The organism is Neobacillus terrisolis, from assembly GCF_051233475.1.
Lineage (GTDB): Bacteria > Bacillota > Bacilli > Bacillales > Cytobacillaceae > Bacillus_BU.
Map to the genome: position 1 here is coordinate 28,113 of NZ_JBKFGH010000042.1, position 26,640 is coordinate 54,752.

The 26,640-nt window shown below is 39.6% G+C and carries 24 protein-coding genes and 1 rRNA gene; 21 read left to right on the forward strand and 4 right to left on the reverse strand.

Features of this window, described 5'->3' with window-relative positions; translation table 11 throughout:
- Positions 1 to 344 precede the first annotated feature (344 nt).
- The 8 genes from ACI48O_RS21265 (at position 345) to ACI48O_RS21300 (ending at position 9,120) form a co-directional block, all read left to right on the forward strand.
- Positions 345 to 1,337 (forward strand): thiamine pyrophosphate-dependent dehydrogenase E1 component subunit alpha, encoded by a 993-nt coding sequence (locus tag ACI48O_RS21265; protein ID WP_435563832.1) that lies wholly within the window; start codon positions 345 to 347, stop codon positions 1,335 to 1,337.
- Positions 1,338 to 1,426: 89 nt separating this feature from the next.
- On the forward strand, positions 1,427 to 2,455 hold the full coding sequence (locus tag ACI48O_RS21270; RefSeq protein ID WP_435563833.1) for an alpha-ketoacid dehydrogenase subunit beta: 1,029 nt from the start codon (positions 1,427 to 1,429) through the stop codon (positions 2,453 to 2,455).
- 27 nt (positions 2,456 to 2,482) lie between these two features.
- The gene (locus ACI48O_RS21275; protein ID WP_435563834.1) at positions 2,483 to 3,733 is read left to right on the forward strand and encodes a dihydrolipoamide acetyltransferase family protein; all 1,251 of its coding nucleotides are present in this window, start codon (positions 2,483 to 2,485) and stop codon (positions 3,731 to 3,733) included.
- Positions 3,734 to 3,748: 15 nt separating this feature from the next.
- Positions 3,749 to 5,128, forward strand: a complete 1,380-nt coding sequence (gene lpdA, locus ACI48O_RS21280; protein ID WP_435563835.1) for a dihydrolipoyl dehydrogenase — start codon at positions 3,749 to 3,751, stop codon at positions 5,126 to 5,128.
- A gap of 261 nt (positions 5,129 to 5,389) precedes the next feature.
- Complete coding sequence (locus tag ACI48O_RS21285; RefSeq protein ID WP_435563836.1) at positions 5,390 to 7,249, forward strand: sigma-54-dependent Fis family transcriptional regulator; 1,860 nt, start codon at positions 5,390 to 5,392, stop codon at positions 7,247 to 7,249.
- A gap of 146 nt (positions 7,250 to 7,395) precedes the next feature.
- Complete coding sequence (locus tag ACI48O_RS21290; RefSeq protein WP_435563837.1) at positions 7,396 to 7,725, forward strand: DUF1904 family protein; 330 nt, start codon at positions 7,396 to 7,398, stop codon at positions 7,723 to 7,725.
- Between the two features lie 141 nt (positions 7,726 to 7,866).
- Complete coding sequence (locus tag ACI48O_RS21295; protein ID WP_435563838.1) at positions 7,867 to 8,124, forward strand: hypothetical protein; 258 nt, start codon at positions 7,867 to 7,869, stop codon at positions 8,122 to 8,124.
- Between the two features lie 288 nt (positions 8,125 to 8,412).
- Positions 8,413 to 9,120, forward strand: a complete 708-nt coding sequence (locus ACI48O_RS21300; RefSeq protein WP_435563839.1) for a hypothetical protein — start codon at positions 8,413 to 8,415, stop codon at positions 9,118 to 9,120.
- A gap of 89 nt (positions 9,121 to 9,209) precedes the next feature.
- Here the strand turns inward: ACI48O_RS21300 and ACI48O_RS21305 are convergent, their stop codons facing one another.
- Positions 9,210 to 11,255 (reverse strand): oxidoreductase, encoded by a 2,046-nt coding sequence (locus ACI48O_RS21305; RefSeq protein WP_435563840.1) that lies wholly within the window; start codon positions 11,253 to 11,255, stop codon positions 9,210 to 9,212.
- 370 nt (positions 11,256 to 11,625) lie between these two features.
- On the opposite strand from ACI48O_RS21305, the gene ACI48O_RS21310 reads away from it, so the two are divergent.
- The 7 genes from ACI48O_RS21310 to ACI48O_RS21340 all read left to right on the forward strand — a co-directional run bounded on the left by ACI48O_RS21310 (position 11,626) and on the right by ACI48O_RS21340 (position 18,414).
- Positions 11,626 to 12,825 (forward strand): branched-chain amino acid ABC transporter substrate-binding protein, encoded by a 1,200-nt coding sequence (locus ACI48O_RS21310; protein WP_435563841.1) that lies wholly within the window; start codon positions 11,626 to 11,628, stop codon positions 12,823 to 12,825.
- 84 nt (positions 12,826 to 12,909) lie between these two features.
- Positions 12,910 to 13,896: a branched-chain amino acid ABC transporter permease gene (locus ACI48O_RS21315; RefSeq protein ID WP_435563842.1), complete on the forward strand. Its 987-nt coding sequence runs from the start codon at positions 12,910 to 12,912 to the stop codon at positions 13,894 to 13,896.
- 9 nt (positions 13,897 to 13,905) lie between these two features.
- Positions 13,906 to 15,204: a branched-chain amino acid ABC transporter permease gene (locus tag ACI48O_RS21320; protein ID WP_435563843.1), complete on the forward strand. Its 1,299-nt coding sequence runs from the start codon at positions 13,906 to 13,908 to the stop codon at positions 15,202 to 15,204.
- 3 nt (positions 15,205 to 15,207) lie between these two features.
- Positions 15,208 to 15,984, forward strand: coding sequence for an ABC transporter ATP-binding protein (locus ACI48O_RS21325; RefSeq protein ID WP_435563844.1), 777 nt, complete (start codon positions 15,208 to 15,210; stop codon positions 15,982 to 15,984).
- Positions 15,985 to 15,995: 11 nt separating this feature from the next.
- Positions 15,996 to 16,703, forward strand: a complete 708-nt coding sequence (locus ACI48O_RS21330) for an ABC transporter ATP-binding protein (RefSeq protein WP_435563845.1) — start codon at positions 15,996 to 15,998, stop codon at positions 16,701 to 16,703.
- 251 nt (positions 16,704 to 16,954) lie between these two features.
- A complete protein-coding gene (locus ACI48O_RS21335) occupies positions 16,955 to 17,632 on the forward strand; it encodes a DUF2238 domain-containing protein (protein ID WP_435563846.1) in 678 nt (225 codons plus the stop codon).
- A gap of 122 nt (positions 17,633 to 17,754) precedes the next feature.
- Positions 17,755 to 18,414, forward strand: a complete 660-nt coding sequence (locus tag ACI48O_RS21340; protein ID WP_435563847.1) for a DUF429 domain-containing protein — start codon at positions 17,755 to 17,757, stop codon at positions 18,412 to 18,414.
- 350 nt (positions 18,415 to 18,764) lie between these two features.
- Here the strand turns inward: ACI48O_RS21340 and ACI48O_RS21345 are convergent, their stop codons facing one another.
- Positions 18,765 to 19,154, reverse strand: a complete 390-nt coding sequence (locus ACI48O_RS21345) for a (2Fe-2S) ferredoxin domain-containing protein (protein ID WP_435563848.1) — start codon at positions 19,152 to 19,154, stop codon at positions 18,765 to 18,767.
- 369 nt (positions 19,155 to 19,523) lie between these two features.
- Between ACI48O_RS21345 and ACI48O_RS21350 the strand changes: the two genes are divergently transcribed.
- Entirely contained in the window at positions 19,524 to 20,483 is a 960-nt protein-coding gene (locus tag ACI48O_RS21350) for an aldolase catalytic domain-containing protein (protein WP_435563849.1), read from the forward strand.
- 614 nt (positions 20,484 to 21,097) lie between these two features.
- Positions 21,098 to 22,315 (forward strand): metallophosphoesterase family protein, encoded by a 1,218-nt coding sequence (locus ACI48O_RS21355; protein WP_435563851.1) that lies wholly within the window; start codon positions 21,098 to 21,100, stop codon positions 22,313 to 22,315.
- 65 nt (positions 22,316 to 22,380) lie between these two features.
- Here ACI48O_RS21355 and ACI48O_RS21360 read toward each other — a convergent pair whose 3' ends face one another.
- Positions 22,381 to 23,199, reverse strand: a complete 819-nt coding sequence (locus tag ACI48O_RS21360; protein WP_435563852.1) for a DUF3939 domain-containing protein — start codon at positions 23,197 to 23,199, stop codon at positions 22,381 to 22,383.
- Positions 23,200 to 23,497: 298 nt separating this feature from the next.
- Between ACI48O_RS21360 and ACI48O_RS21365 the strand changes: the two genes are divergently transcribed.
- From ACI48O_RS21365 to ACI48O_RS21375, 3 genes are all read left to right on the forward strand, one after another.
- Complete coding sequence (locus ACI48O_RS21365) at positions 23,498 to 23,788, forward strand: phospholipase (RefSeq protein ID WP_435563853.1); 291 nt, start codon at positions 23,498 to 23,500, stop codon at positions 23,786 to 23,788.
- Between the two features lie 168 nt (positions 23,789 to 23,956).
- Complete coding sequence (locus ACI48O_RS21370) at positions 23,957 to 24,676, forward strand: hypothetical protein (RefSeq protein ID WP_435563854.1); 720 nt, start codon at positions 23,957 to 23,959, stop codon at positions 24,674 to 24,676.
- Positions 24,677 to 24,861: 185 nt separating this feature from the next.
- Entirely contained in the window at positions 24,862 to 25,980 is a 1,119-nt protein-coding gene (locus ACI48O_RS21375) for a M20 metallopeptidase family protein (RefSeq protein WP_435563855.1), read from the forward strand.
- 14 nt (positions 25,981 to 25,994) lie between these two features.
- Here the strand turns inward: ACI48O_RS21375 and ACI48O_RS21380 are convergent, their stop codons facing one another.
- Positions 25,995 to 26,147 (reverse strand): hypothetical protein, encoded by a 153-nt coding sequence (locus tag ACI48O_RS21380; RefSeq protein ID WP_435563856.1) that lies wholly within the window; start codon positions 26,145 to 26,147, stop codon positions 25,995 to 25,997.
- A gap of 428 nt (positions 26,148 to 26,575) precedes the next feature.
- Between ACI48O_RS21380 and ACI48O_RS21385 the strand changes: the two genes are divergently transcribed.
- A 16S ribosomal RNA gene (locus ACI48O_RS21385) occupies positions 26,576 to 26,640 on the forward strand; the annotation flags it as partial.

Consider the following 26,640-nt stretch of genomic DNA (forward strand, 5'->3'; position numbering starts at 1 on the left):
TAAATATATGAGACAACTAAACTCAAGTCTCAAAATTCATGCTTCTCATCATTTTCCACACGATATCAACCCGACAACCCACCCATTTATAGGCACAACAAAGGAAAGCCCCAATATACAACGAGACACACTACTTTTCACCCTCCAAATCCAAGACAGAATACATAGAAATCGTACCACCCAAGATCTCAAAATGAGACAAAACAGGATGACCATCCCATTTTGTCTCATTTTTGTGGCAACATTCTACTAAAAAACCCAATCAAATCGGCTCTAACCGTTTGGCACGCATCTTGCATTATAGGAAGGTGTAAACAAATTTTACAAATAGGGAGGCAGAAAAAATGAGAACGGTAAATAGCAAAGAAATCACTTTAACAAAAGAAAAAGCACAATGGATGTATCAAAAGATGTTGGAGATTCGGATTTTCGAGGATAAGGTGCATGAGTTATTTACTCAAGGTATTTTGCCGGGATTTGTTCATTTGTATGCAGGCGAAGAAGCGGTCGCAGTCGGGGTTTGTGCCCATTTAACCGATAAAGATAGTATTACGAGCACCCATCGCGGACACGGCCATTGTATTGCCAAAGGCTGTGATTTAAATGGAATGATGGCTGAGATTTATGGCAAAGTAACAGGATTGTGTAAAGGTAAGGGCGGATCGATGCACATTGCAGACTTTGACAAAGGGATGCTGGGCGCGAATGGGATTGTCGGCGGAGGCTTTCCGCTCGCATGTGGTTCTGCTTTAACAGCGAAGTACAAAAAGACCAAAAATGTAAGCGTTTGCTTTTTTGGCGATGGAGCACAAAACCATGGTACCTTCCATGAAGGAATCAATTTGGCTGCGATTTGGAAGCTTCCGGTAGTTTTTGTTGCAGAGAATAACGGCTATGCAGAAGCTACGCCATTTACCTATGCGTCCAGTTGTGAATCAATCGTCGATCGTGCAGTTGCTTATAACATCCCGGGAATTAAGGTGGATGGGAAGGATGTCCTTGCTGTCTATCAGGCAGCAGAGGAAGCGGTTGAACGAGCACGCCGCGGTGAGGGTCCAACACTAATCGAATGTGTGACCTATCGAAATTACGGCCATTTTGAGGGAGATGCTCAAAAGTATAAAACTGAGAAAGAAAAAGCCGAACATAAGCAAGAAAAAGACGCCATTCTTCTATTTAAAAATCATCTAGTAAGCGAACAGCTTTTGCCTGAGTCTGAAATTGTCCTATTGGAAAAATCCGTTGAGGAAGCGGTTAATAAAGCAGTGAAATTCAGTGAAGAAAGTCCGTATCCAAGTGCATCCGAATTGTTAACGGATGTCTATGTGTCCTATTAAAGACATGTGGAAATGCCTGATTATCATATAAGTGCAATTTATAAAAATAAAAATCATTCAGTTTAGCCAATTAAAAGGAGGATTCTAACATGACAAGAAAACTAAGTATGTCAGCTGCCATTAATGAGGCGATGAAGTTTGCGATGCGGAAGGACGAAAATGTCATTTTAATGGGTGAGGATGTAGCCGGTGGAGCTGAGGTGGATCATCTCCAGGATGAAGAGGCATGGGGTGGAGTACTAGGCGTTACGAAAGGCCTTGTTCAGGAATTCGGCCGTGAGCGAATTTTAGATACGCCGATTACCGAGGCAGGATATATGGGTGCAGCAATGGCAGCTGCATCGACTGGGCTAAGACCTATTGCCGAGCTCATGTTCAATGATTTTATTGGCAGCTGTTTAGATGAAGTGTTAAATCAGGGGGCTAAATTCCGATATATGTTCGGGGGGAAGACACAGGTTCCCGTCACGATTCGCACCATGCACGGTGCCGGATTTAGAGCAGCAGCGCAGCATTCTCAGAGCTTATATGCTTTATTTACGGCGATTCCAGGTGTAAAAGTAGTGGTTCCGTCCACTCCATATGAAGCAAAGGGATTATTACTCGCAGCAATTGAGGATAACGATCCGGTTATCTTTTTCGAAGATAAAACCCTCTATAATATGACCGGCGACGTACCTGAAGGTTATTATACGATTCCATTAGGAAAGGCAGATATTAAGCGGGAGGGAACAGATGTAACGATTGTCGCCATTGGTAAGCAGGTCCATACAGCACTAGAGGCGGCACAACAGCTTGCCAAAAACGGGATTGAAGTGGAGATAGTGGATCCACGCAGCTTGTCACCATTAGATGAAGAGACGATTCTTTCGTCTGTTGCTAAAACAAATCGCTTAATTGTCATAGATGAAGCAAATCCAAGATGCAGTATCGCGACGGATATTGCAGCGCTTGTTGCTGATAAAGGCTTTGATACGCTTGATGCTCCAATCAAACGGATTACGGCACCACACACACCAGTACCATTCTCTCCGCCGCTCGAAGATCTCTATCTTCCTAAAGCCGATCGCGTGGTGAAAGTGGTCGCGGAGCTATTAGGGACACCAATTGAAGCATAATCCAGGGCTTAGGAAGGAGAGATCGAGATGGCGGTAGAAGTAGTCATGCCGAAACTGGGAATGGCCATGAAAGAAGGTACAGTGTCGATATGGAATAAGGGAGTTGGCGATCCCGTTCAAAAGGGAGAACCAATCGCAAGTGTTAGTTCCGAAAAAATCGAAATCGATGTGGAATCACCTGCAGAGGGAACCGTTTTGAAAATTACGGTTCCTGAAGGTGAAGGGGTCCCGCCAGGAACGGTTATTTGTTATATCGGAAATCAAGGCGAAGAAATTGCAGGGGACCATGCAAATGCAAACTTACAAAATACAAATCTTGAAAAAGAAACCGCTGTTCCAGAAAAAATTGAGTCGATTCTCCCAACACCACCAAGTACTGAAAGTGATCGGGTAAAAATATCTCCGGTAGCTAAGAAAATGGCTGAGGCTGCCAACCTTAATATTGAAACCCTTATCGGGACGGGGCCTGGAGGAAGAATTACGAAGGAAGATGTCCAGGACGCGATACAACAAGCACAAGCACAAACAACACAAGCACAACCTGAGCAGAAGCAGGAAATCGCCAAAGCACCGGTGAAGCCTGTCGAAGAAACACAGCAAATCCCTGTCAGCGGCATTCGTAAGGTAATTGCCGAGCGAATGTATGCCAGCCTGCAAAAAACAGCACAGCTGACGCTTAACATGAAGGTCGATGTGACCGACTTAATCCAATTACAAAAGCAAACAGCCCAAATCATCCAAAAACGATTCGACAACAAATTATCGCTAACCGACTTCATTGCCCGAGCTGTTGTGCTAGCCCTTAAGCAACACGAGCAAATGAACAGTGCCTATATCGACGATAAAATCCATTTATTTAAATCAGTACATCTTGGCATCGCCGTTGCACTAGAACGGGGATTGGTCGTCCCGGTCATTCTCTATGCGGATGGATGCAGTGTTAATGAATTGTCCCGAAACATTAAAGCATTGGCTCAGAAGGCTAGACAAGGCGAGCTTTCCAATGAGGAAATGCAGGGTTCAACGTTTACGATTAGTAATCTCGGCGGCTACGGGATTGAACATTTTACTCCCGTTTTGAATCCGCCTGAAACAGGAATTCTTGGTGTGGGAGCAACCTATGATACCCCTGTGTTTATTGGTGAAAAATTAGAACGAAGAAGCATTCTGCCGCTAAGTTTAACGTTTGACCACCGTGTTTTAGATGGCGCACCTGCTGCAGCATTTTTACAAACGGTCAAACAATATTTAGAAGAGCCCATTACGATGCTTTTATAGAAGGAAGGGAATGCTTTGGCAAAAATCGTAATCATTGGTGGAGGTCCTGCTGGATATGTGGCTGCAATTACTGCAGCCCAGCATGGCCAGGATGTGACGATCATTGATCAGGGATCACTTGGTGGTACTTGCCTAAATCAAGGGTGCATGCCAACCAAATCACTTTTACAAAGTGCGGATGTATATAATCAGTTTAAAAAAGCGAATGAGTTTGGAATTCGCCTGCCTTCTGGTCAAATTGAAATAGATTGGGCAGAGGTTCAACAACGGAAAAATGGAATTGTATCAACTCTCGTTCAAGGGATTCATTATTTAATGAAGAAAAATAAAGTGAAGGTGATCAAAGGAGCTGCTCGTTTCGTCACAAGTCAAGTGTTACAGGTAGAGGCAAATGGAAAAACTGAAGAATTAACTGCCGATAAGACGATCATCGCTACTGGCTCGGAACCTGTCCCGTTACCATTTGCCCCTTTTGACGGAAATTGGGTCATCGATAGCAGTCAGGCGATGTCGCTTCCAACCATTCCGGCTTCGCTGTTGATTATTGGCGGGGGAGTAATAGGCTGTGAGTTTGCTAGTATATATAGTCGACTGGGAACAAAAGTAACCATTGTCGAGATGGCTGACCAGCTGCTTCCGGGAGAGGATAAAGATATCGCCGCGATTCTACATAAGCAGCTTGAATCGGATGGGGTGACGATTTACCTTTCAGCGGCATTAAAAGAATTGAACTCGTCCCAAAAGACCGCGGTATTTGAAAATAATGCTGGTCATCATGAGATTCAAGCGGATTTCGTTCTTGTTTCCATCGGCCGAAAGCCGAGAGTCAATCAATTAGGCCTCGAGAATATCGGTATTGATTTTACAAGAAAAGGAATCCAGGTGGATGAAAGCATGAAAACGACGATTCCGAATATTTTTGCTTGCGGAGATGTAGTCGGGGGCATTCAGCTTGCTCATGTTGCTTTTCATGAAGGAACGGTAGCCGCTTTAAATGCCAGTGGGATGGATGCTAAAGTGAATTATCGTGCCGTGCCGCGCTGTATTTATACTTCGCCTGAAATCGCTAGCGTAGGTTTAACCGAAAAGCAGGCAAGAGGAGAAGTCGGTGATATTCGAATCGGTGAGTTTCCGTTCGCTGCCAATGGAAAGGCGTTAATCGCGAATGAACGTTTGGGCAAAGTTAAAGTGTTAATCGAACCGCAATTTGGAGAAATTCTCGGGATTTCGATAGTCGGAGCACACGCCACCGAACTGATTGGACAGGGAGCTGTTATGCTTCAGGCTGAAATGACAACAGAGGTCATGGAGCATTTCATTGCCGCTCATCCAACCCTTTCAGAAGCCCTCCATGAAGCATTGCTAAGTGCAGTTGGTCATGCTGTTCATGTTTAATAGAACAGTATCGAAAATAAGCAGGATTTTCTTGTTTGAAAAATTCGGCAAACTTCGCGCATCTGACGCGAAGTTTGTTTTTTTATTTTTCAATATAGTTCGGATTCTTCATTGATAGCGAATCTATTTTTTAATATAATTGTATTTGTAAGCGTTTTCAAATCCTCATACAATTAAAATCTATCTGATACCCCGTATTTCTTCTTAGCCAATACATACCGCATAGCGAATTCAAATTTAGGTGAAATTTGAGGTGGTTCCATGAATCCTAATACGATTTATTTAGATACGTGGAAACGATTTGTTAAAGAAGGCGTTCTCGATTCGGCCCGCTTAAACAAGCGCATTTTGGAATCGTGGTATCGCTGCAAAAAAGAACAGGTAAATCCCTATTTAAATAAAGGGCTCCATGTGCTAACTGAGGAGGAACTGCTCAGCAAAAAAGATAAGAATTCACTGCTTTTAGAAATCGCATCCCCTTATTTATCCCAGATGGAACAAGCAATCAAAGACTCCGGAATGATGACGCTGCTTGTCGATCCAGACGGTTATGTCCTATCTTTATCCGGAAATGAAAAAACATTAATGGATGCAAACAGAATTAATTTTGTAGAAGGCGTTCGCTGGACGGAAGCGGAGGTCGGAACAAACGCAATCGGAACAGCCATTCAAACAAAAGAACCGGTCATCATTCACGGTGTCGAACATTATTCTGTCGCTTCCCATTACTGGAGCTGCTCCGCTACACCGATCCTTGATGAAAATAGAAACTTGCTCGGTGTTATTGATGTATCGTGCCCACTCGAGAAATCGCATCCGCTTATGTTTGGGATGGCTACTTCAATTGCCTATGCAATCGAAAAGGACTTAAACAAACGATTTTTTCGAAAAGAAATTTCCTTGATTCAACAAGCGACTGAACTAGCTGAGAAACGGCCAAATCAATTATTCGTTATCTGTAATCGACAAAATGTCATCATTGCTGCGAGTAAAGCGGTTCGCAATAAATTTCCTCAAGTGCTTGGGATGAACCTCCAAGATCTGTTACATAACCGCTATCAAATCGATATTCGCATGCCTTTTCTTGCTAGAGAAGACAACAGTATAAATGGAAGCTGTATTTACTTATCAGAAATTGTCACTTATAAACCACACCAATTACTGGTCGAAAAGCCTTTTATTTATAAAGGGGAATGTGGAACAAGTGAGGTTTTTCAAACCACGTTGAAAAAAGTAAAACTTGTCGCTCCAACCGATGCAACAGTAATGATTACTGGTGAGACCGGGTCGGGAAAAGAGTTGATTGCACAGGCCATTCATGATAATAGCACACGAAAAAACGGGCCGTTTGTCTCGATAAATTGCGGAGCCATTCCGAAAGATTTAATCGAAAGCGAACTGTTTGGTTATGTTGGAGGTGCGTTTACTGGTGCCAGACGGCATGGATATAAAGGGAAATTTGAACAGGCACACACCGGAACGATTTTCCTTGATGAAATAGGCGAAATCCCTCATTCCATGCAGGTCGCTCTATTACGTGTACTTCAGGAAAGGAAAGTAACACCAATTGGGAGTACAAATGAAGTCCCTTTTGATGTTCGGGTGATCGTCGCCACCCACCAGGATTTGGTCGAGCTTGTACAGCAAGGGGATTTTCGTGAGGATTTATTTTATCGATTAAATGTGTATCCAATCGCCGTTCCTCCTTTGAGAAAAAGAAAAGAAGATATTCCTCATCTAGTTGAATATATATGTAATCGCAACAATTGGAACATACCGAATATCGATCAATTATCTTCTAGATTAAAAGACTATGATTGGCCTGGGAATATACGTGAACTCGTGAATGTGCTCGAGCGATTACATATTATCGCTCCGGAAATGGAGTCAGATCAGGAAAACTTCTTTCAAATACTCGGACCGATTGCGGTTAAGGAGCCATCATCGACAGAACAGCAAGTTGAAGAAGCGGAAGCAAAGTTAAAAACAAGAGAAAAAATTCAACGGGATTTAATGTTGGATGCGTTAAATAAGACAAAAGGAAATGTAACGGCTGCGGCAAAATTAATTGATATTCCTAGAAGTACTTTTTACAGAAAGCTACAGAAGTTTGGATTGTAAGGTTAAGCTTCATAGAAAGCCGACTAAGCCGTTAAGCATTTTTAACAGCTTAGTTGGCTTTTTTATTTCAATTTGTGTTATCATAATTCCGCCCTAAAACGTACATTCTTGATAAAATCTACATTAAATGAATCAGGAGGACTAAAATGCCGCAATTAATTTTCAAAGGAATTTCAGTCGAACAGGTGAAAACAATAAGTAGTCCATTGGTCAGGGACCTGGCCGAGCTATGTAATTGTGATACGGACAATTTCACTTTAGAAATCCCACAATCTATTTTTATTTCTAACGGAGAGGAGGTTGCGGCGTTTCCTTTCATCGAAGTGAAATGGTTTGAACGCGGTCAGGAATTACAAGACCAATTTGCCAATATTATTACAAAATCCATACAGTCATTAGGCGTTCCGGAGGTGGAAGTGGCTTTTACAGTATTTTTGGAGTCTGCTTATTATTCAAATGGGAAGCATTTTGCTTGATTAGATTGTCTAGCTCCTTATCGGAATTACACAGACACCACTCTATTAAATGTAGACACCTTTATTTGTTTTAATAAGGAAAATATGCAGGAAAATATCCTCTTTTAATCGAATTAATAGACTAAAAGGAGGGAAAAAGCTATGGGATATATGGAGAACGAACTGAATGATTTGGAAAAAGGAACTATTTATACTACAGAAGAAATAGCCAGTATCGTGAACAACAAAAAAGATGCACTTGTTTTAAGTGAAGATACTTCCTTCTTTGAAAAAGGAGATACTTCATCCCGCTATTTAGTCATGAATAAAATAGAATCTTTTATCCATCGAAATGATGGAGGATCTTATTTTATCCCGAGCTCCAAGCAATTAATTTATATTGTGAAAAAATGTAATTAATTTATTGGCCAACCGTTTTGAAAAAAGTTATCCATGTAGATCGACCGAAATGAATATTGTAAAACGTTAAATTACGGGCTCTCATTCCTTTCTGGAAGAGAGCCTGTTTGCATTGATGGAGGTTGTTTTTTTCATTCCATTAAAAATATCGTTTGTTGAGTTGTTATTCGTCTGATTATTCTTGCTATTTTAAGAAAACTTCGATTTAATAAAAATAAATAAACCTTTTTAGATCCTCTTTTTGAATCAGCAGAACCGTCCCCATGGAAAGGATTGGTGTGAGGTATCATGGATATGGCCCATAAGGTTGTTGAATTTGCCCAGAGTTCGACTAAGTCAAAATCATTCCGGCATAACTATCCTATTTCTGAAAAATTAAGACATGTAATGGTTGATGAGGTATTCCGTGATTTCAACAAATATGCGATGGATCGAAATTACCAATTTTATGTACCGATTATGAAGGTGTTTTTAGATGACCACGATGTAAAAAAGGAGAAGCTAACCGAGTTAGAGCTAAATTTGTTTTGGTGGCGACTGTTGTTTGATCTAAACTTGAATGTTACCAATAGTGTTGAAGACTACATCTCTAAAAACATTAAAAGGCTGAGCAAACAACCCTTTCTTATTTCTTGGCTAAGAGAATGTAAAAGGGCAACCCCAAAATTCTATCGAGTTGGGGATCTACATAATAATGAAGTAATCGATGTTACAGATGTACTAACAAAAGAAACATTTGAGGTATTAATTGAGGTTTCACAAGTGATTTCACCGATAAAAGGAGAAATCGTCATCGGTACTCTGCTTCCTTTAGGAGCTCATTTATTTTTCCCGGTGACCGATTTTTATCATTTTGACTATAAAGCAAGGGTGGTTATCGCCCAAAATCTGCCCTACTACTACGATAAACATTTAAAAGAATCCAACATTCATGAAGCATTCATAAACGTTCTTTCCGCCATGCTGCAGATTGAAAAAATGGTTTTATTATCCTAACTATTTAAGGTTTAATGAATCAAAATAAAAGGCACAACCACCTAATGCTTGGTAGTTGTGCCATACTAGTTGAAACGATCCGATGTTCCCTAGATCGTTCTTGCCACTTCATACGCATCCCAAATCGCTTTCATAACGCTTTCTGGTTTTACGGCATCTCCGATAAGATGGACATTTTCCGCTTTTACTTCTTCGTATAACTTATTGTCACTTTTATATCCTACTGAAACAACGACGTGGTCCGCCTTGATTTCCGAAGGCTCAGGGATTCCATCTGGTCCGGCGGCGAACAGTAATTTTGCTCTGTTCGCGATGTTTGGATAGTTTTTGATCATCGTTGTTACATAGACAGTGCCATCCTCATATTTCGTTACTTTTGAAGATTTCATTACATTTATCTTATAAAAATCTAACATTTCCATTAGCATATTGTAGTTGGCTGCAGATAATCCAAAGGAATTTAGAATCGTGTCGGTCGCTTCAATAACTGTTACTTTTTTACCTTTTTGCCCTAAATCACAAGCAATCTCAACCCCGGTTAATCCGCCACCAACGACGACTACGTTTTCTCCTGTAATTTCAGTGTGCAGCAGGGTGTCGATGGCATAGGTTACATTGGTTGAATCAAAGCCAGGAATATCAAGCTTGCGTTCTTTTGCACCAGTGGCTATGAATATCTCATCATAGTTATTTTCCGTTATAAATCCTTTGGTGATTTCAGTATTGAAATGAATCTTTACCCCTAAATCTTGAACCTGTTTGATATACCATGCCAATAACCGACGGTCATCATCTTTATACTTTAATGCAGAAGCAGGGATAAATGCCCCTCCAAGTTGATCCGTTTTTTCATATAAATCGACCTTATGTCCTCTTAACGCGCAAACTCGGGCTGCTTCCATACCGCCGAGTCCGCCGCCAACAACCAATATCCTTTTTTGCTGGTCAGAGTTTCCAATATCATATGTGTACTCTCTGCCGCAGGCGGGATTCACGGCACAAGAGATATCTTTTCCTTGGAATATTCGAGACAGGCAGCCATTATGACAGGCGATGCATGGACGAATATTTTCTACATCACCCTTGGCAAACTTATTGGCCAAATTAGCATCAGCCAATAACGGACGCCCCAATCCCATCATATCGATTTCGTTATTGGCAATAACTTCATTTGCTAATTCAGGATCATCGAATCTGCCTGCACAAATAACGGGGACGGAAACATGTTTTTTGAGAGCTTTTACATCTTCCAGATTACATGCTTTCGGCATATAAACAGGCGGATGCGGCCAAAACCAAGAGTCATAACTGCCATTATCGCAGTTCAACGCATCATATCCGGCTTCGGCAAGCTTTTGAGCAACAATGAAACTCTCTTCATAATCCCGGCCGAATTCTTCAAATTCTTCTCCTGGCAGGGCCCCTCGGTTAAAGCCTTTCATATAGCTTTTCACGCTGTACCGAACGGTGACAGGGTAGTTGGCACCACAGGCGGCTTTGATCGCTTGGACAATTTCAGTTGGAAAGCGGAGCCGGTTTTCTAAGCTTCCGCCGTATTCATCAGTTCGATGATTTGTATTGGCGATTGTAAATTGATCCAATAAATATCCTTCGTGGACAGCATGGACCTCAACACCGTCAATTCCTGCCAGCTTACAGGCGAGTGCGGCATTGGCGAACATTTCAATGTACTCATGAATTTCCTGCTTCGTCATCTCCCGATTCTTTTTCGTTGGATCCCAAACATTTGGGAGGACACTTGGAGCCGGGTCAGCAGGGTTATGACTGGAACGACCGGATAAGGCTGTAATTTGGACAATGACCTTGGAGCCATATTTATGTATTCCGTCCGCTAAATATTTTTGTTGCTCTACATACTGATCAAAGCCTGCACCCCTGTCGCCGGGACCATGTCCTTTTGGATACCAAGTTACAGGCAGTAGTCCGGTTATGATTAAACCCGTACCACCCTTGGCTCTTTCAATATAATAGTCTGCACCTTCTTTTGTGTAGGCCCCGTAAGGAGTCATCAGTCTTGGAGAAAATACACCCATTGGCATCATTGCAATCCGATTTTTTACTTCCATGCTTCCAATTTTAATTGGTGAAAATAAGGCAGGATAATGCTTTGACATAATAGACTTCCTCTCACATAGAATTTTGTAAGTTTAGTAGAAGTTAACTGACTATGTGAATAATATAACATTCTATTTCAAAAAAACTTTCCACTTCGCCAAATTGTCAAATTATTTTGTATTTTTTATAAAAATAACAATTATAAACTTTTTAAATAGAAGTATGAGGTAAATTTGAGGTTGGGAGAAAGTGACACAGGAGAACCGTCCCCATATTTCAAAAACCGTGTTAGATTATCTTACATGTATGATGTCAGATTTTTTCTCAAGATTTATACTTTTGAAAAATAGTTTTAATAGCCTTCTTCATTTTCATTACTAATACATAGAAGAGTCTATTAACTATTAAAAGAAAATAGGGAGGGTTTATATGAAGTTAAAAAAATCTTTATCGGTATTATTGACAGGAGCTTTATCAATTGGCCTATTGGCTGGATGTGGGGCAAAATCAGAGTCTACTGGCAATGAAGCAAAAACAGACGGGACCAAGGTGATTAAAATTGCCACACAAAGTCCGCTTTCAGGCGGAAGTGCAACACTTGGAGAAGCAATCAAGCTTGGAGCTCAATTGGCTTTAGATGAGCAAAAATCCAAATTTAAGGAAATGGGCTATGACCTACAGCTCGTCCCTTATGATGATCAAGCCGATCCAAAAAAGGGAGTTGCCAATGCTCAATCAATCGGTTCTGATAAAGATGTATTAGCGGTAGTAGGCCATTTTAATTCCGGTGTTGCGATTCCTTCTTCTGAAGTATATGAAAAGTACAGTATTGCGATGGTTTCTCCAGCTAACACAGCGGTTGAAGTCACCGAAAGAGGGCTGAAAACCGTCAACCGCATCGTTGCCCGTGATGACTCACAAGGTCCTGCAGGTGCTGATTATGCCGTTAAAACATTAGGGGCTAAGAAAATTTTTATTATTCAAGATAAAACCGCCTACGGATCAGGCCTTGCTGAAGCATTCAAGAAGGGGGCTGAAGAAGCTGGAGCCGAAATTCTTGGGTTTGAAGGGATTACCATTGGTGAAAAGGATTTTAACGGGGTACTTAACCAGATTCTTTCTAAAAAGCCTGATTTAGTCTATGTTGGCGGAATGTATGCAGAAGGCGGATTAATTATTAAACAAGCTCGTGAAAAAGGCATTGACATTCCTTTCATGGGTGGAGATGGCATGGATTCATCCACTCTTGTAGAAATTGCTGGAGATTCTGTGAAAAATACGTACATTACTTCAGTAGCAGGGGACTCTACTAAAACACAAACTGGTAAAAAGTTTATCGAAAACTACAAGAAAGAATTTAATAAAAATCCTGAATCCTACTCAGTATATGGATATGATTGTATGGGTGTAGTGTTAAAGGGCTTGGAGGATGCCATAAAAGCAAATGATAATAAGTTGCCTACTCGTGAAAAAGTTGCGGAAGCTGTTCGTGGCTTAAAAGACTTCCAAGGGGCTTTAACAAAGGTAAGTTTTGACGAAAAAGGTGACAATGAGTTTGCAAAAGTATTTATCTATGAATTTACTGATGCGAAGTATCCGCCACAATTTGAAGGGGAAGTAAGTAAATAAGATAAATAAATTTAGAAAGGGTATGACTCATCTCTTTAGAGGACATACCCTTTTCTAGTAAAAACTTAATGAAGGAGGATAACGATGCTTAGTGAGATGTTACATACAATGCCGCAGGTGTTAATAGATGGTCTGACGCTCGGAACAGTGTATGCAGTGATTGCCCTCGGATACACCATGGTTTATGGAATCCTGGAATTAATCAATTTTGCACACGGTGAGATCTTTATGTCTGGAGCTTTTATTGGAACGGCGATCCTTATGGTATTAACAGGAATGGGTTGGGTTTCAGCTGTACCCGCAATTGTTATGCTGATTTTTGTTCTATTCATCACGGCTGTCTTGACAGGTTTTGTTGGGATGGGGATAGAAAGGGTAGCTTACCGGCCATTACGCAAAGCACCAAAATTAATCCCACTGATCACGGCAATTGGTATTTCCTTTGTATTGCAGGATATTGTGAGATTCATAGCTGAATTAAAGAATGGAAATTACATTTTAACGGGACCAAGCCTTTTTAATCATCAAATTTCAATAAAAGCATCCTCAATTAGCTCCATTTTTAGCGATGCCTCGATTAAATCATCGTTTGTTATTGTTTTAGTAACCGCTGTTTTAATGATGATTGCTCTTGATTTATTTGTAAACCGCACGAAATGGGGAATGGCGATGAGAGCGGTAGCCCAGGACCGTGATACGGCTTCCTTAATGACAGTTAATGTAAATAAGGTCATCTCGATGACGTTCTTTATCGGATCAGCGCTGGGAGGAGCAACAGGTGTACTTTTTGCCGTCCAATACGGAACGATTGACCCATATATCGGCTTTATTTTGGGATTAAAAGCCTTTATCGCAGCGGTATTAGGTGGAATTGGAAATATCCGTGGCGCCATGCTTGGTGGTCTATTGCTCGGATTAATGGAAATGTTCGCCTCTGCAAATTTAACCCTTCTCACTAGTGGCATGTTTGGTGCTGAATATAAGGATGTCTTTGCCTTTGCCATATTAATTTTCGTGTTAATTTTTAAACCGGAGGGCCTACTAGGCAAACCGGTAACAGAGAAAGTGTAGGTGAGCAAGATGAAAACATGGTGGAAAACTTATAGAAATAATAAAGTCGCCCAAGGAATTTTTCTCTTTTTGTACATCGGAGTGACTTCCCTTGCTCTTTACATGGCTCAAACTTCGGTTACAGCCTTCTTACTATTATTGGCATCATTACTTTTGCTTTATTTTACGAATCTTAACAATCTGACAAAATGGTTGGTTGCTGGAGTCGTGTTGGTCTTCTTACTCCCTTATACGGCAAGTAATGGGGATGCTTTTCAGTCCTATATGGAAGTTGCAACACTCGTCGGCATTTATGTATCCATGGCTCTCGGTTTAAATATTGTAGTTGGCATGGCTGGCCTCTTAGACTTGGGGTTTGTCGCCTTTTTTGCAGTCGGTGCCTATACATATGGTATGTTTGCTACATCCCAAGCTGCTAATTTTATGCCGTTTGGCCATTTTCCGCTTTCTGGAGAGAGCTTTTGGGGCTTCATTATTATCGGATGCATGGTTGCTGCTATTTTTGGTATTTTAATCGGCGTTCCTGTGCTACGGGTAAAAGGGGATTATCTGGCAATTGTCACTCTCGGTTTTGGTGAAATCATCCGCATCGTCTTTAATAATTTGGATAAGCCCGTCAATATTACGAACGGAGCAATGGGAATTTCTTCGATTACTCCACCAAAATTATTTGGCATTGAATTTATTTATCCTAATCAATTCTATTATATTGTTCTCGTTATTTTAGTCTTTACGATCTTTACAGTGCTCCGCTTTGAGCATTCGAAGATCGGCCGAGCCTGGAAAGCGGTCCGGGAAAACGAAATCGCAGCCCAGGCGATGGGTGTGCCTTTGGTTAAAACAAAACTGATGGCATTTGCGATTGGGGCTTCATTCTCAGGAATGATGGGAGTCGTCTTTGCGGCAAAGCAAACGTTTGTCGATCCAACCAGTTTTACTTTACTTGAATCGTTTACGATCTTAGTTATGGTCGTCCTCGGTGGAATGGGAAGTGTCCCGGGAGTCATTTTAGGAGCAGCTGTCATGACCATCCTAAATCTTCAGGTCTTAACAGAGCTGACAAATTGGTTGAATCAATTAAATATATCCGGTGTCATTTCAATTCCAGATGCACTATCCCCATCCAAAATGCAAAAATTGATTTTCGGTGGTTTGTTAATTATATTTGCACTTTATCGACCAAAAGGGTTGTTACCTGCCAAAAATAGAATGTATAAAGTAGAGGCACTAAAAAACCGTCATTTTTCAAAAAGTTTAATCCTCTCAGGAAAAATAGAAAACGAAATCGGTATTCGTAAGGAGGGATGATGAATGACAATCCTTGAAGTGAAAAATTTAACGAAACAATTTGGGGGTCTTTCCGCCAATCAAAATATTTCAATGAAGTTTGAAAAAAACTCCATCACTGCCGTAATTGGTCCAAATGGTGCTGGCAAAACAACCTTCTTTAACATGATTACTGGAGTGTACCAGCCAACTTCAGGTTCGATTTTACTTGAAAATAAAAAAATTGACGGATTAAAACCTCATATCGTTTCAAAAAAAGGAATTGCAAGGACCTTTCAAAACATCCGTTTATTCGGTGAAATGTCTGTTATTGAAAATGTTTTGGTCGGTATGCACACGCATTTGAGAGCGGGACTTTTCGGAATACTATTTAGTCTGCCTACCGTTATAAAAGAAGAGAAAAGTGCTGAAATCAAGGCCTACGAATTATTGGAATATGTTGGTTTAGCGTCTTTATTAAATGAAAAAGCATGCAATTTAAGCTATGGGGCACAAAGAAGACTTGAAATCGCACGAGCATTGGCGACAAAGCCAAAGGTAATTTTACTGGATGAACCTGCAGCAGGAATGAATCCGAGGGAAACAAAGGAACTTACAGAGCTTATTAAAAGTATGAGGGAGGAGTATGATCTTACTGTGATTCTAATTGAGCATGATATGAAGCTAGTAATGGAAATTTCAGAAAGTATTTATGTTTTGGACCATGGGGAAAAAATTGCTGAAGGTCACCCTGAAGAGATACGAAATAATCCAAAGGTCATTGAAGCATATTTAGGGTCTGGTGCTGTCCAGGCAAGATAGGGGGTAAGTAGATGAGTTTACTTCAATTAACAAAAGTTGAAACCTATTATGGAGGAATTCAAGCTTTAAAAGGGATTAATCTAACCGTAAATAAAGGTGAAATTGTAACCCTCATTGGCAGCAATGGTGCAGGAAAATCAACCACCTTAAAGTCAATCAGTGGCCTCGCTTCGGTAAGGGCAGGGAGCATTCTTTATAATGAATTGGACATAACCAGTATGCCAGCACATCAAACCTCTTTTCTTGGGATTGCCCATGTTCCCGAAGGAAGAAAGATTTTCCCAAAACTATCGGTAAAAGAAAACCTGTTAATGGGAGCCTTTTCTGTTAAAAGTAAAGCGGTAATTCAGGAAAGATTAGAAAGAGTATTTCAGTATTTTCCGATTTTAAAAGATCGTCAAAAACAACAGGGGGGAACGATGAGCGGGGGAGAACAACAAATGCTTGCGATTGGGAGAGCGCTCATGTTGAAACCTGATTTATTAATGCTGGATGAACCTTCAATGGGACTAGCCCCCATCATCGTTGAGCAAATTTTTGATATTATTAAAGAGTTAAATGAAGAGGGGATAACGATCCTGCTCGTGGAGCAAAATGCGTATCAAGCGTTGAACATCGCTCACCGGGGCTATGTTATTCAAAACGGAGATATTAAGCTCCAAGGACTAGGGTATGATTTGATAAAAAATGACGAGGTCCGCGAGGCTTATTTAGCTTAAGCAAAGTTCCCACCTTCACGTTTGGAGGAAAGCCATAATTATCGCCATTATTATTTTTTGTTGCCGACTCAACCGGGTCGGCATTTTTGTTTTCTTTGGAGTAAAGCGAATCAACAGGGTGTGCAAAATTTGATATTAACACATTTAATAATACATAGTTTGATATAATATTCTTAATACAAATTCAGAAATTATGATCTTAAAAACTTTTAATTTAAGTAATCTATGTACATATCTTAGGAGTGATCCTTATGGAATTAAGTAGAAAAAAGAGATTCGATTGGAAAAGAATAATAGGAGCGTTTCTTTTTGTCACATTAATCGGATCGATTGTTTTCATTATAATAAGGATGATTATGGCCCCATCAGAAGCAGCTATTGAAGATAATGTAAAAGTAAAAAGTGATTACGTTCTCATGCTCCTGCAATGCGTATTAGGGATTGTGGTCATGATGATCCCGTCCATTGTGGAGAAGAAAAAATCAATTGATATCCCGGATACAATCGAAATCATTTATTTTATATTTCTATACTGCGCCATATACTTGGGGGAGGTACAGGATTTTTATTATTTGATCCCATATTGGGATAGCATTTTACATGCTTTTAGCGGAGCTGTATTAGGGGTCTTAGGGATTATTTTAGTAAGATTTTTGAATAATCAAGAACGAGTTCAAATTCAATTGAATCCGTTTTTTATTTCCTTCTTTGCCTTTTGCTTTTCGGTTGCGGCGGGAACGATTTGGGAGATATATGAATTCTTAGCAGATGGACTTCTATCCCTAAATATGCAAAAGTTTATTTTAGTAGATGGCACCCAGCTAATAGGTCGAGCCGCTCTGTCAGATACCATGTCCGACCTCGTCATCGACACACTTAGCGCACTAATCATCTGCATTATAGCACTTCCCATCCTCAAAAAAAGGTGACGCGGGTTGGTGCAGAGGGACGGTTCTCATGATTCTTTTTCAGGAAGTGACATGAGGACGGTTCTCATGATACTTTTTTAGGATAGAATTCTTACATAATCAACAGAAGGATGAGAGGCTAAATGAAGATCATTGGAATTGATTTATCCGGTCCTGCCAATCACAAAGATACGGCCCTAACTGTTTTTCAATATAAGAATGAGGGTCTATATTTTGAAGACATGATTACGGATGCGAGTGATGAAATGATGATTTCAGCTATTGCATCAGCAGTTTCAACGGATGATGTGGTCATAGGAATTGATGCTCCTTTGTCTTACCAAGACGGAGGAGGAGATCGGCCTCAAGATAAAAGCATCCGTCAATTTATTAAGAAGTGTGGAATGTCAGGCAGTTCAATCATGCCGCCCACACTAACTAAAATGGTTTATTTAACATTAAGAGGTATGGGTTTAACAAGAAGAATTATGGCAATGAATCTAAATAATGATATAAGGATTGTCGAAGTCCACCCAGGGGCAGCCATTGGTACACGGATTGGCACTGATGGTTTAAAACATGCCTTATCCTATAAGAAAGAATTAGAGTCTAGTAAAGCTGTGTTAAATTGGTTAGAAACGATTGGATTAAAGGGGCTGCCTAATGAGATTTACGAGAGTACCCATCAAATCGATTCATGTGCGGCTGCACTGGCAGCGTGGTATTGGGCCGACCCTACCAAACAGCCCACATGGCAGTGGGAAACAACCTCAGCTGAGCATCCTTTTGAGTTGAGTTGTTAATTTTGCTGTATAAAAGTACAGAAATAGTTTTGCGAATTGGTTTGTGTAGTTAGTGTGTTATTTATCGGACTTAAAGGCCCATATTATTGAATTATTCCCTTCTTTTCAACTTTTGGTGGACATGGGGTACCTTATTTACATAAAAACACATGGATAATGTTCATTTTTAACAATTAAGGCATCAGGTGTCCGGTTAGCCTATCAAAACAACACTTTTTTTCAAAATAACGGAAATGATGTCCGTATATTAAAAAAAAGGGCACTGAACTTTCATTGAACTAACCGGACCCGGTAGTTGAAGAATACCAATCTAATAGTATAAGTTTTTCTAATCACTATACCTTCAAATATTATATTTTTGAAACCTTACTGACTTTTTCCCTGTCCTTTGAAACTCCGGTATTTACTCCGGCTGAACGTTCGAAGACCTCTCCATCAAATGAATGACTCACCTTTTCGGAATAATCTTCATTAACCAGTAGACAATCAACGAAGTGGGTAACATCCTCGGGTTTCAAGTCTTTATACCAAGTTCCTTTCGGATAGTTGATAACTACGCACTTATCATGACATCTCCCATTACATAATGTACGCGTTGTGTGTATGGTGTCGTCAAGATCCCGGTCTGAGATTTCTTTCCGAATCGCATGAGTTAGACTTTCGGCTCCATTCCCATTGCAGCTGCTGCCATTACAAATAAGGATATGATGCATAGTATTGCTTAAATCCCAAGTTGCCATATAAAATTCCCTCCAATAAATAAGATAACGTTATCCTAAGACTAAATATATGCACATAAAACGTAATCATTACGATTTGTTTCACCATTTTATCCCATTTTATGAATTGAATCAAGGGGACGGTTCTGCTGTGTTCAATTTGGGTGAAAAGAAATTCGGTAGAACCGTCCCCGCGTGTTCGACCCGTGTGTTCAATTCGAATGAAAATGAACGTAAGAGACCCGTCCTTATGTTTTTTCTTATTTTTCGGAAAATAGATTGACACTGTTAGACAAAGAATGGCACAATAAGAAATTATAGTAGAAAATGGCTTATAAGTTAAAAATAAAGTATCTGAAAAAAGTGGTGTATAAGGGGGAAATTACGATCATGGAACAACGTTGTAAAATTTTAGACTGTACGATTCGTGACGGAGGCTTAGTTAATAATTGGGATTTTAGTGTTGAATTTGTTCAAGACTTATATAACGGCCTTAGTGAAGCGGGTGTCGAATACATGGAAATTGGCTACAAAAACTCCGCTAGACTTCTAAACGCAACTGAGCCTAATCCATGGAGATTTTTAGATGATAACTTCTTAAAAGAAATTATCCCTCAGAAAAAATTTACGAAGCTATCTGCTTTAGTAGATATTGGTCGCGTTGATCCTAATGACATTTTGCCGCGTGAGCAAAGTATTTTAGATATGATACGTGTGGCGTGCTATGTCCGCGAAGTGGACAAAGGCCTAGAGCTTGTCCAAATGTTTCATGATTTAGGATATGAAACTTCTCTTAACATCATGGCTCTGTCAAGTGTGCCTGAGCACCAGCTTATTGAAGCATTTGAAATGGTAAAGGAAAGTCCTGTCGATGTAGTTTATATTGTTGACTCCTTTGGCAGCTTAGATCCTGGTGATATAGAGCATCTTGTCAAAAAGTTCCAGGCAATGCTTCCTAACAAGCAGCTTGGAGTTCATACACATAACAATATGCAATTGGCATTCGCTAATACATTAGCCGCAATGAAAAATGGCGTTACGTTCCTCGATTCATCAGTGTATGGAATGGGACGTGCAGCAGGGAACTGCCACACTGAGCTTCTCGTAAGTTACATTCCAAAAACAACTTACGAACTGAAACCGGTACTTGGCGTTATCGAAAAGCACATGCTAGAAATGCGTCAAAAGTGGGAGTGGGGTTACATCATTCCTTACATGATTTCTGGAGTGCTAAACGAACATCCACGCGTGGCGATGGCATACCGTAACAGCGACGATCGTGACAAATTCGTTGATTTTTATGATAAGGTTACATGCCCTGAAGTGGCAATGGCTCCAGCTTCCAAATAAGTAGCCCTTCTAATATTAATAAAGGTAGAAGCCCTTACTTTTGAGGGATTCTACCTTTTTTGCTTTTGAAAAATAAACAAGTAAGGTTCTTCAATTGGCGGCCATTGAAGGACAAAAAAATTGAAAAAGCCCTGAGAAATGTCCTTGATAGAGGTTATCAAGGACAAAAATTAGAAAAACAACATGAGAAATGTCCTTGATAGGGGTTATCAAGGACAAATATAAGAAAAGTAACATGAGAAATGTCCCTGAAAGGGATTATCAAGGACAAAAAATTCAAAATCAACATAAGAAATGTCCTTGATAGAGGTTATCAAGGACAAAAATCGAAAATAAACATAAGAAATGTCCTTGATAGAGGTTATCAAGGACAAAAATTAGAAAAACAACATGAAAAATGTCCTTGATAAAAGGGAGCCTGCAAAAACTAATAATAGAATCTATGTGGGTACACAAGAACCGTCCCTATGCATTCTTTAGGAACACAAGAACCGTCCCTATGTAATCTTTACCAATTAATAATCCATATTTTACATAATGAATACAGAAAATTAAAATCCTCTTGCTATTCTTTTGATAGATTTACTTTTAAAAAATAGATTGGAGGGTTTGTTATGAAAAATGAGGATTTACAAAAAGGGTTGGATAGAAGAAGCTTTATCAAAATTGGTGGAATAAGCACTCTTGCACTAACACTTGGAACAGCCGGTATTCCAAGGGATTTGCTCACTAAAACTGTCAAGGCAGAATCAACGGATGATAAATGGCTTCAAATTAAACCGGATGGTAAATTTAAAATCGTTCAGTTTAATGATACGCAGGACGATGAGCACATTGACCGCCGTACTGTTCAACTGATGGAAAATGTACTTGATACAGAAAAGCCGGATTTTGTGGTTCTTAATGGCGATAATATCACAGGTGGGTGTGATACACCTATCGAAATGAAACAAGCGATTCATAATGTGGCCCAGCCGATGGAACAAAGGGGGATTAAGTGGGCCATCACATTTGGGAATCATGATGAGGATTCTACTTCAAAAAGTGGACTGAATGAGGAAGACCTGCTTGAGATCTATATGTCTTACAAATACAACATGAACAAGCCAGGAGTAAAGGACATTACGGGAACAGGAAACATGAATCTAGTAATAAAAAATTCTAAAGGAACCGATGCGGCATTTAACCTATGGCTCCTTGATAGTGGAAGATATGCACCGCAACAGATTGCAGGTCAGGATTTTGCAGGTTACCCAACATGGGACTGGCTTCGTTTAAACCAGGTAAGCTGGTATTATGAAACATCCAAGAAACTGGAGCAGCAATGGGGTCATAAGGTTCCTTCACTTGTATTTATTCATATTCCACTATGGGAACATAGATATATGTGGTTCGGAAGTGTAGACGGAAGAACAGATGCACACCACGCAAATGCTTTAATCAAACACAACATAACCGGAGAGAGAAATGAAGAAGAATGTCCAGGCCCAATAAACAGCGGCATGTTTTCGGCTATGCTTGAAAGAGGTGACGTTAAAGGCGTCTTCTGCGGCCATGACCATGTAAACACGTATGTGGGCAACTATTATGGGATCTTACTTGGCTATTCGGGTAGCACTGGTTTTGGTACATACGGCCTCCCAGGTGCAGAACGGAATAGATTACGTGGGGCGAGGGTATTTAACCTAGATGAAAACTCAAATGACATTCTCGTGGAAACCCATATGGTGTTTGCGAAAGACTATGGTATTGATTTAACAGCCAACGACCAGAGCATAGCTCCTGCTCCAATTGATGAGAACAAAAAGAAGGAGAAAGTGGTAAGGAATTAATCTATTGGTAACTGTTTCTATAAAAAAAGCCTCTCTTTTTCTGACAAAAGAGAGGCCACCTCCAATCACTTCCTAGGCTTAATATGAGTAATTAACCCATCATAATTAGTAATATAGAACTCTATGCTCGGCACTTCCTCAAGAAAATGCTCCTGAACCAGCAAATAGCCATTTACCCGACGAAAGTGATCATACGGCAGAATTGGATATTCTTTATGTTCTTTTACATATTGGTCAACGGCTTTTTGAACTTTATCCATAAGTGGGGGGATGTGACGCTCGTGTTCTTCGAAAATTTCATATGTTTCTTTGGACATATAAAACTTCTGCTGAGGTTTTCTAGGTAAGTAGCGAAGCAATTGATCAAAGTCGATGCTGTAATCTTCATTAACCAAAATCGTTCGGAATGTTCCGTCTGGAAGATGATCAGAAAATTTCCGGACCGCTTTGATCACTTGTTCTTTCGTGATATCGTCCTTGAATTTGTCGTCGCTTCCATGTGCTCCCGATCGTTTATGCTTAAAAAAGGAAAAGATGGAGGATTCCTCCTTGGGAGCGGAAGCAACTTCAAAGGTATAAATCGTTCGTGCTATTAAAAGCAAACAGCTTTTGGCTTGTTCTTCGGTAAAGAAAAGCAAATCAAACCGGAAATGGATTTCCTGGAGCTCATTTTCTGCCTGGGGTTTGACCTCTACCATATCCCTTGAATACCCATTTAAACGCAGCTCTGCTTCAACGACTTTGGCTGTTTCAACTGCATCCTTGACTGTAACCTTTACCATAGGGTATTCTTCATCATCCTCGTAATAAGCAAAACCTTCGGGCAAATGGTTTTTTAAAAAATACTCATACTCTTTTTGAATTTCAGCTTCATTCGATAACATTGTATTTCCTCCACTTCTCTAACAAATTATATGAAGCTATGTAGGAAGTAGGAACAAGAAGGTAAACTACTATTCTTATTATATAACAACCCGCAACTGTTTTGGAAACGAATACATTCCATTGTTTGGTATTTTGCTATGAAAATAGTCCTGAAAGCATTACAAATTCCTAAGTTAAATGACCTTCACACCTTTTCACCTTTTTTTAAAAAAAGAACCATATGCTAGGTAATGAAAACATACTCCTTCCAAACATTTTTCATATATATAAATAATAGGAAGGAGGTGTATCAAAAGGATGTCAATGCAGCGAAGAAATCGAGGGTTGTGTTTATTTCCAGGTTATAGATGGTGTGGTCCAGGCTGTAGCGGCCCTGGTGCTCCGATAAATGATGTAGATGCATGTTGTTATCGCCATGATAGATGCCTAAGAATGGGTCGTTCACGCTGCGAATGTGATCGTGAATTTCTCCATTGTCTCAAACCAAAGGTGAACTACCATACCGATAAAGGAAGAAAAGCAGCCATCATGTACGGGTACATGAAATTCCAAACCCTGTTCAGTTGTAATAACGAAAGAAGATTCTAATTCTATAGTTAGGGAGGTCTGCCCACAGATAGTAATTACAATTATATTTGATTACGATAGCATTTTGTTAAAATCTATATCCAATGATAAAATAAAGAATGGGGGTGAAAGAAAGGGAAAATTCAATACGAAGAAAAAACTAAATTTAAAGAAAGGAATGATGTTTTTGTGGAAAAAAATAGGGTAATAGAATTTGCTCAGACAGCGACCAACACAAAAACATTCCGTCATGACTATCCAATTTCTGATGAATTAAAGCGCGTAATGATAGGCAAGGTATTGAATGATTTTATGAAATATGCCTTGGACCGGTATTATCTTGAATACCTTCCAATTTTGAAGGAATTCGTTGATGACCATAGTTTACAGACAGAAAAACAGGATGGATTATTACATAATTTATTTTGGTGGCGAATTTTTTATGATATGAGCTTGGATTTTCGGAGCAGCTGTGTCGCGGACTATATTGCGGAAAACTATCATTGGCTAAGGAAGCGACCGATTCTTATATCTTGGCTAAAGGAATGTAAAAAAGCGATACCAAAATTCTATTATGTTGGGTACAAACATAATGATCGTGCCCTTGTTCTTGTTGATATTTTAAGTGAAAAAACCATCGATGCAGTTGTTTATGATCCAATGGCTATCCCGCCTCAAAAAGGAGAAATCGCTATGGGAACATTAATCCCATTAGGAAATGGGTTATATTCTCCGATTATTGATTTCTATCATTTTGAATTTGAGGCAAGAAAGGATATTGCCATGCACCTACACTATTACTACGACAAACATTTGAAAACCTCCACAATGCACGAAGCATTCATCCACGTCCTTTCCGCTATGTTGCAAATTGAGAAAATTATCTCCACAGAAAATACTTCAAAATAAATAATATCTTTTAATAGAGTATCTAATCAATTTTGTCCCACTTAAAAAGGACACAACATTTAAAAAAGCGATCGGAATATCTAGTCGCTTTTTTTGATGCTTTCATGTCGACTTTGCAAATATTAGCCATAAACCTTTGATATAATGGTAATTAAAGTATTGTATTGTTTAGGGGGTGTGATCCATTGGATAATAAAAATCTAGAATTAGCCAAACAGTTACGGCATGAATTGCATCAAAATCCAGAGCTCTCCAATCAAGAGGTTTGGACGAAAAAGAGGTTAATTTCTTTTCTAAAAGAACATACAAATCTGGAAATAGTAGATAAAGGCCAATGGTTTTATGCCATCTATAGAGCAGGGCAAGGTAAAAAGAACATAGCGTTTCGGGCTGATTTTGATGCTTTACCTATTGAAGAAACCATTGATATCCCCTATGCTTCTAAGAATCCGGGAATCTCTCACAAATGCGGACATGATGGTCACTCTGCAAGTCTTGCAGGATTTGCGTTGGAAATTGACCAGAAGGGTGCAGACAAAAATATCTTTTTTCTTTTCCAGCATGCGGAGGAAACAGGCGATGGTGCAGCTCAATGCGTCTCGTTTATAAAAGAACATAATATCGAAGAAATATTTGCCTATCATAATATGAGCGGTATGGCGTTTAATACTATTAACGTCATCGATGGAACAGCTCACTGTGCATCTAAAGGAATGACAATCTATATGGAAGGTACTCCGGCTCATGCGAGTCAACCGGAGGATGGAGCAAATCCTTCCTTCGCTATTGCCACGATTATTAATGCTATTCCCGATTTGATCTCCTCGAAAAATAATGAAGGATTATTACTTTGTACCGTTGTTCAAGTAAATATTGGGGAAAAAGCATTTGGAGTATCCGCCAGTAAGGGAGAGTTACTGTTAACTATCCGTGCATTATATGAAGCAGAATTGGATAAGCTGCAGAAAAAACTTGAAGAGCTAGCTCTTGCTCAGGGTGAAAAGTATGGACTTAAGGTCAGCTTCTCCTACAACGATATCTTTCCGGAAACAGTAAATCATAAAGACAGTTCCGATAAGGTCCGAAAGGTTTGCAAGGATAAAGGCCTTCAAGTTGTTGAAATGAAAGAAGCATTTAGGGCTTCTGAAGACTTTGGTCACTATTTAAAGGAGATAAGGGGTGCAATATATTACATCGGTAACGGAGAAGATTATCCTCACATCCATACCTATCAGTATGATTTCAGGGATGAAATCATCGAAACGGCAGTTGAACTTTTCAAAGGACTAGCTGAATTGCCATAATAAAACATCCTTTTCTATTTGAGATCAGAAGAATCATCATAATCATAGCGAAACCCGTCTTTTTGTATCGAGACTCCTTTTTTTGTGGATGAGTCTTTCGTCATATTTTTAATAGAATCTTGTTTATTATTTAAATTAATGTCTTTATCTCTTTTGTTTATGTTCATTGGATTAGCCTCCTAATGTAGGGAATTTGATTATTGGATTGGTTTAAATTACCTATTGTAGTGTTATTCAAATGGTGCTAATATATTAATTCCCGGCAGCGAGATGAATTATTCCAATTCACTTCTGTATATCTTCTATAGATAGAAGGGGAAATTTACCATTGATTGATAACTAAAATAATGGTATTATTCAAAAGTTGCACTTCAAAAACACTTTATTGAAAGTGAAAAATTGGTTAAAAGGTTAAAAGTTTTTCTTGATAACACTGTGGATATGTGGTATTATTAATTTTGTCGCTTCAGAGCGATATTGATGAAATTGCTCTTTGAAAACTAAACAAACAAACGTCAACAAACAATAATTATCGTGTTTCTTCTATAATAATTGAAGATCACGAGCCAACGTAACTTTATGAGCTAAATCAACTTTCTTGGAGAGTTTGATCCTGGCTCAGGACGAACGCTGGCGGCGTGCCTAATACATGCAAGTCGA

Excerpts from the sequence above, each read along its gene's own strand:
- ACI48O_RS21265 (WP_435563832.1), top strand. The coding sequence starts at position 345 with ATGAGAACGGTAAATAGCAAAGAAATCACTTTAACAAAAGAAAAAGCA.
- ACI48O_RS21270 (WP_435563833.1), top strand. The coding sequence starts at position 1,427 with ATGACAAGAAAACTAAGTATGTCAGCTGCCATTAATGAGGCGATGAAG.
- ACI48O_RS21275 (WP_435563834.1), top strand. The coding sequence starts at position 2,483 with ATGGCGGTAGAAGTAGTCATGCCGAAACTGGGAATGGCCATGAAAGAA.
- ACI48O_RS21285 (WP_435563836.1), top strand. The coding sequence starts at position 5,390 with ATGAATCCTAATACGATTTATTTAGATACGTGGAAACGATTTGTTAAA.
- ACI48O_RS21290 (WP_435563837.1), top strand. The coding sequence starts at position 7,396 with ATGCCGCAATTAATTTTCAAAGGAATTTCAGTCGAACAGGTGAAAACA.
- ACI48O_RS21295 (WP_435563838.1), top strand. The coding sequence starts at position 7,867 with ATGGGATATATGGAGAACGAACTGAATGATTTGGAAAAAGGAACTATT.
- ACI48O_RS21300 (WP_435563839.1), top strand. The coding sequence starts at position 8,413 with ATGGATATGGCCCATAAGGTTGTTGAATTTGCCCAGAGTTCGACTAAG.
- ACI48O_RS21305 (WP_435563840.1), bottom strand. The coding sequence starts at position 11,255 with ATGTCAAAGCATTATCCTGCCTTATTTTCACCAATTAAAATTGGAAGC.
- ACI48O_RS21310 (WP_435563841.1), top strand. The coding sequence starts at position 11,626 with ATGAAGTTAAAAAAATCTTTATCGGTATTATTGACAGGAGCTTTATCA.
- ACI48O_RS21315 (WP_435563842.1), top strand. The coding sequence starts at position 12,910 with ATGCTTAGTGAGATGTTACATACAATGCCGCAGGTGTTAATAGATGGT.
- ACI48O_RS21320 (WP_435563843.1), top strand. The coding sequence starts at position 13,906 with ATGAAAACATGGTGGAAAACTTATAGAAATAATAAAGTCGCCCAAGGA.
- ACI48O_RS21325 (WP_435563844.1), top strand. The coding sequence starts at position 15,208 with ATGACAATCCTTGAAGTGAAAAATTTAACGAAACAATTTGGGGGTCTT.
- ACI48O_RS21330 (WP_435563845.1), top strand. The coding sequence starts at position 15,996 with ATGAGTTTACTTCAATTAACAAAAGTTGAAACCTATTATGGAGGAATT.
- ACI48O_RS21335 (WP_435563846.1), top strand. The coding sequence starts at position 16,955 with ATGGAATTAAGTAGAAAAAAGAGATTCGATTGGAAAAGAATAATAGGA.
- ACI48O_RS21340 (WP_435563847.1), top strand. The coding sequence starts at position 17,755 with ATGAAGATCATTGGAATTGATTTATCCGGTCCTGCCAATCACAAAGAT.
- ACI48O_RS21345 (WP_435563848.1), bottom strand. The coding sequence starts at position 19,154 with ATGGCAACTTGGGATTTAAGCAATACTATGCATCATATCCTTATTTGT.
- ACI48O_RS21350 (WP_435563849.1), top strand. The coding sequence starts at position 19,524 with ATGGAACAACGTTGTAAAATTTTAGACTGTACGATTCGTGACGGAGGC.
- ACI48O_RS21355 (WP_435563851.1), top strand. The coding sequence starts at position 21,098 with ATGAAAAATGAGGATTTACAAAAAGGGTTGGATAGAAGAAGCTTTATC.
- ACI48O_RS21360 (WP_435563852.1), bottom strand. The coding sequence starts at position 23,199 with ATGTTATCGAATGAAGCTGAAATTCAAAAAGAGTATGAGTATTTTTTA.
- ACI48O_RS21365 (WP_435563853.1), top strand. The coding sequence starts at position 23,498 with ATGTCAATGCAGCGAAGAAATCGAGGGTTGTGTTTATTTCCAGGTTAT.
- ACI48O_RS21380 (WP_435563856.1), bottom strand. The coding sequence starts at position 26,147 with ATGAACATAAACAAAAGAGATAAAGACATTAATTTAAATAATAAACAA.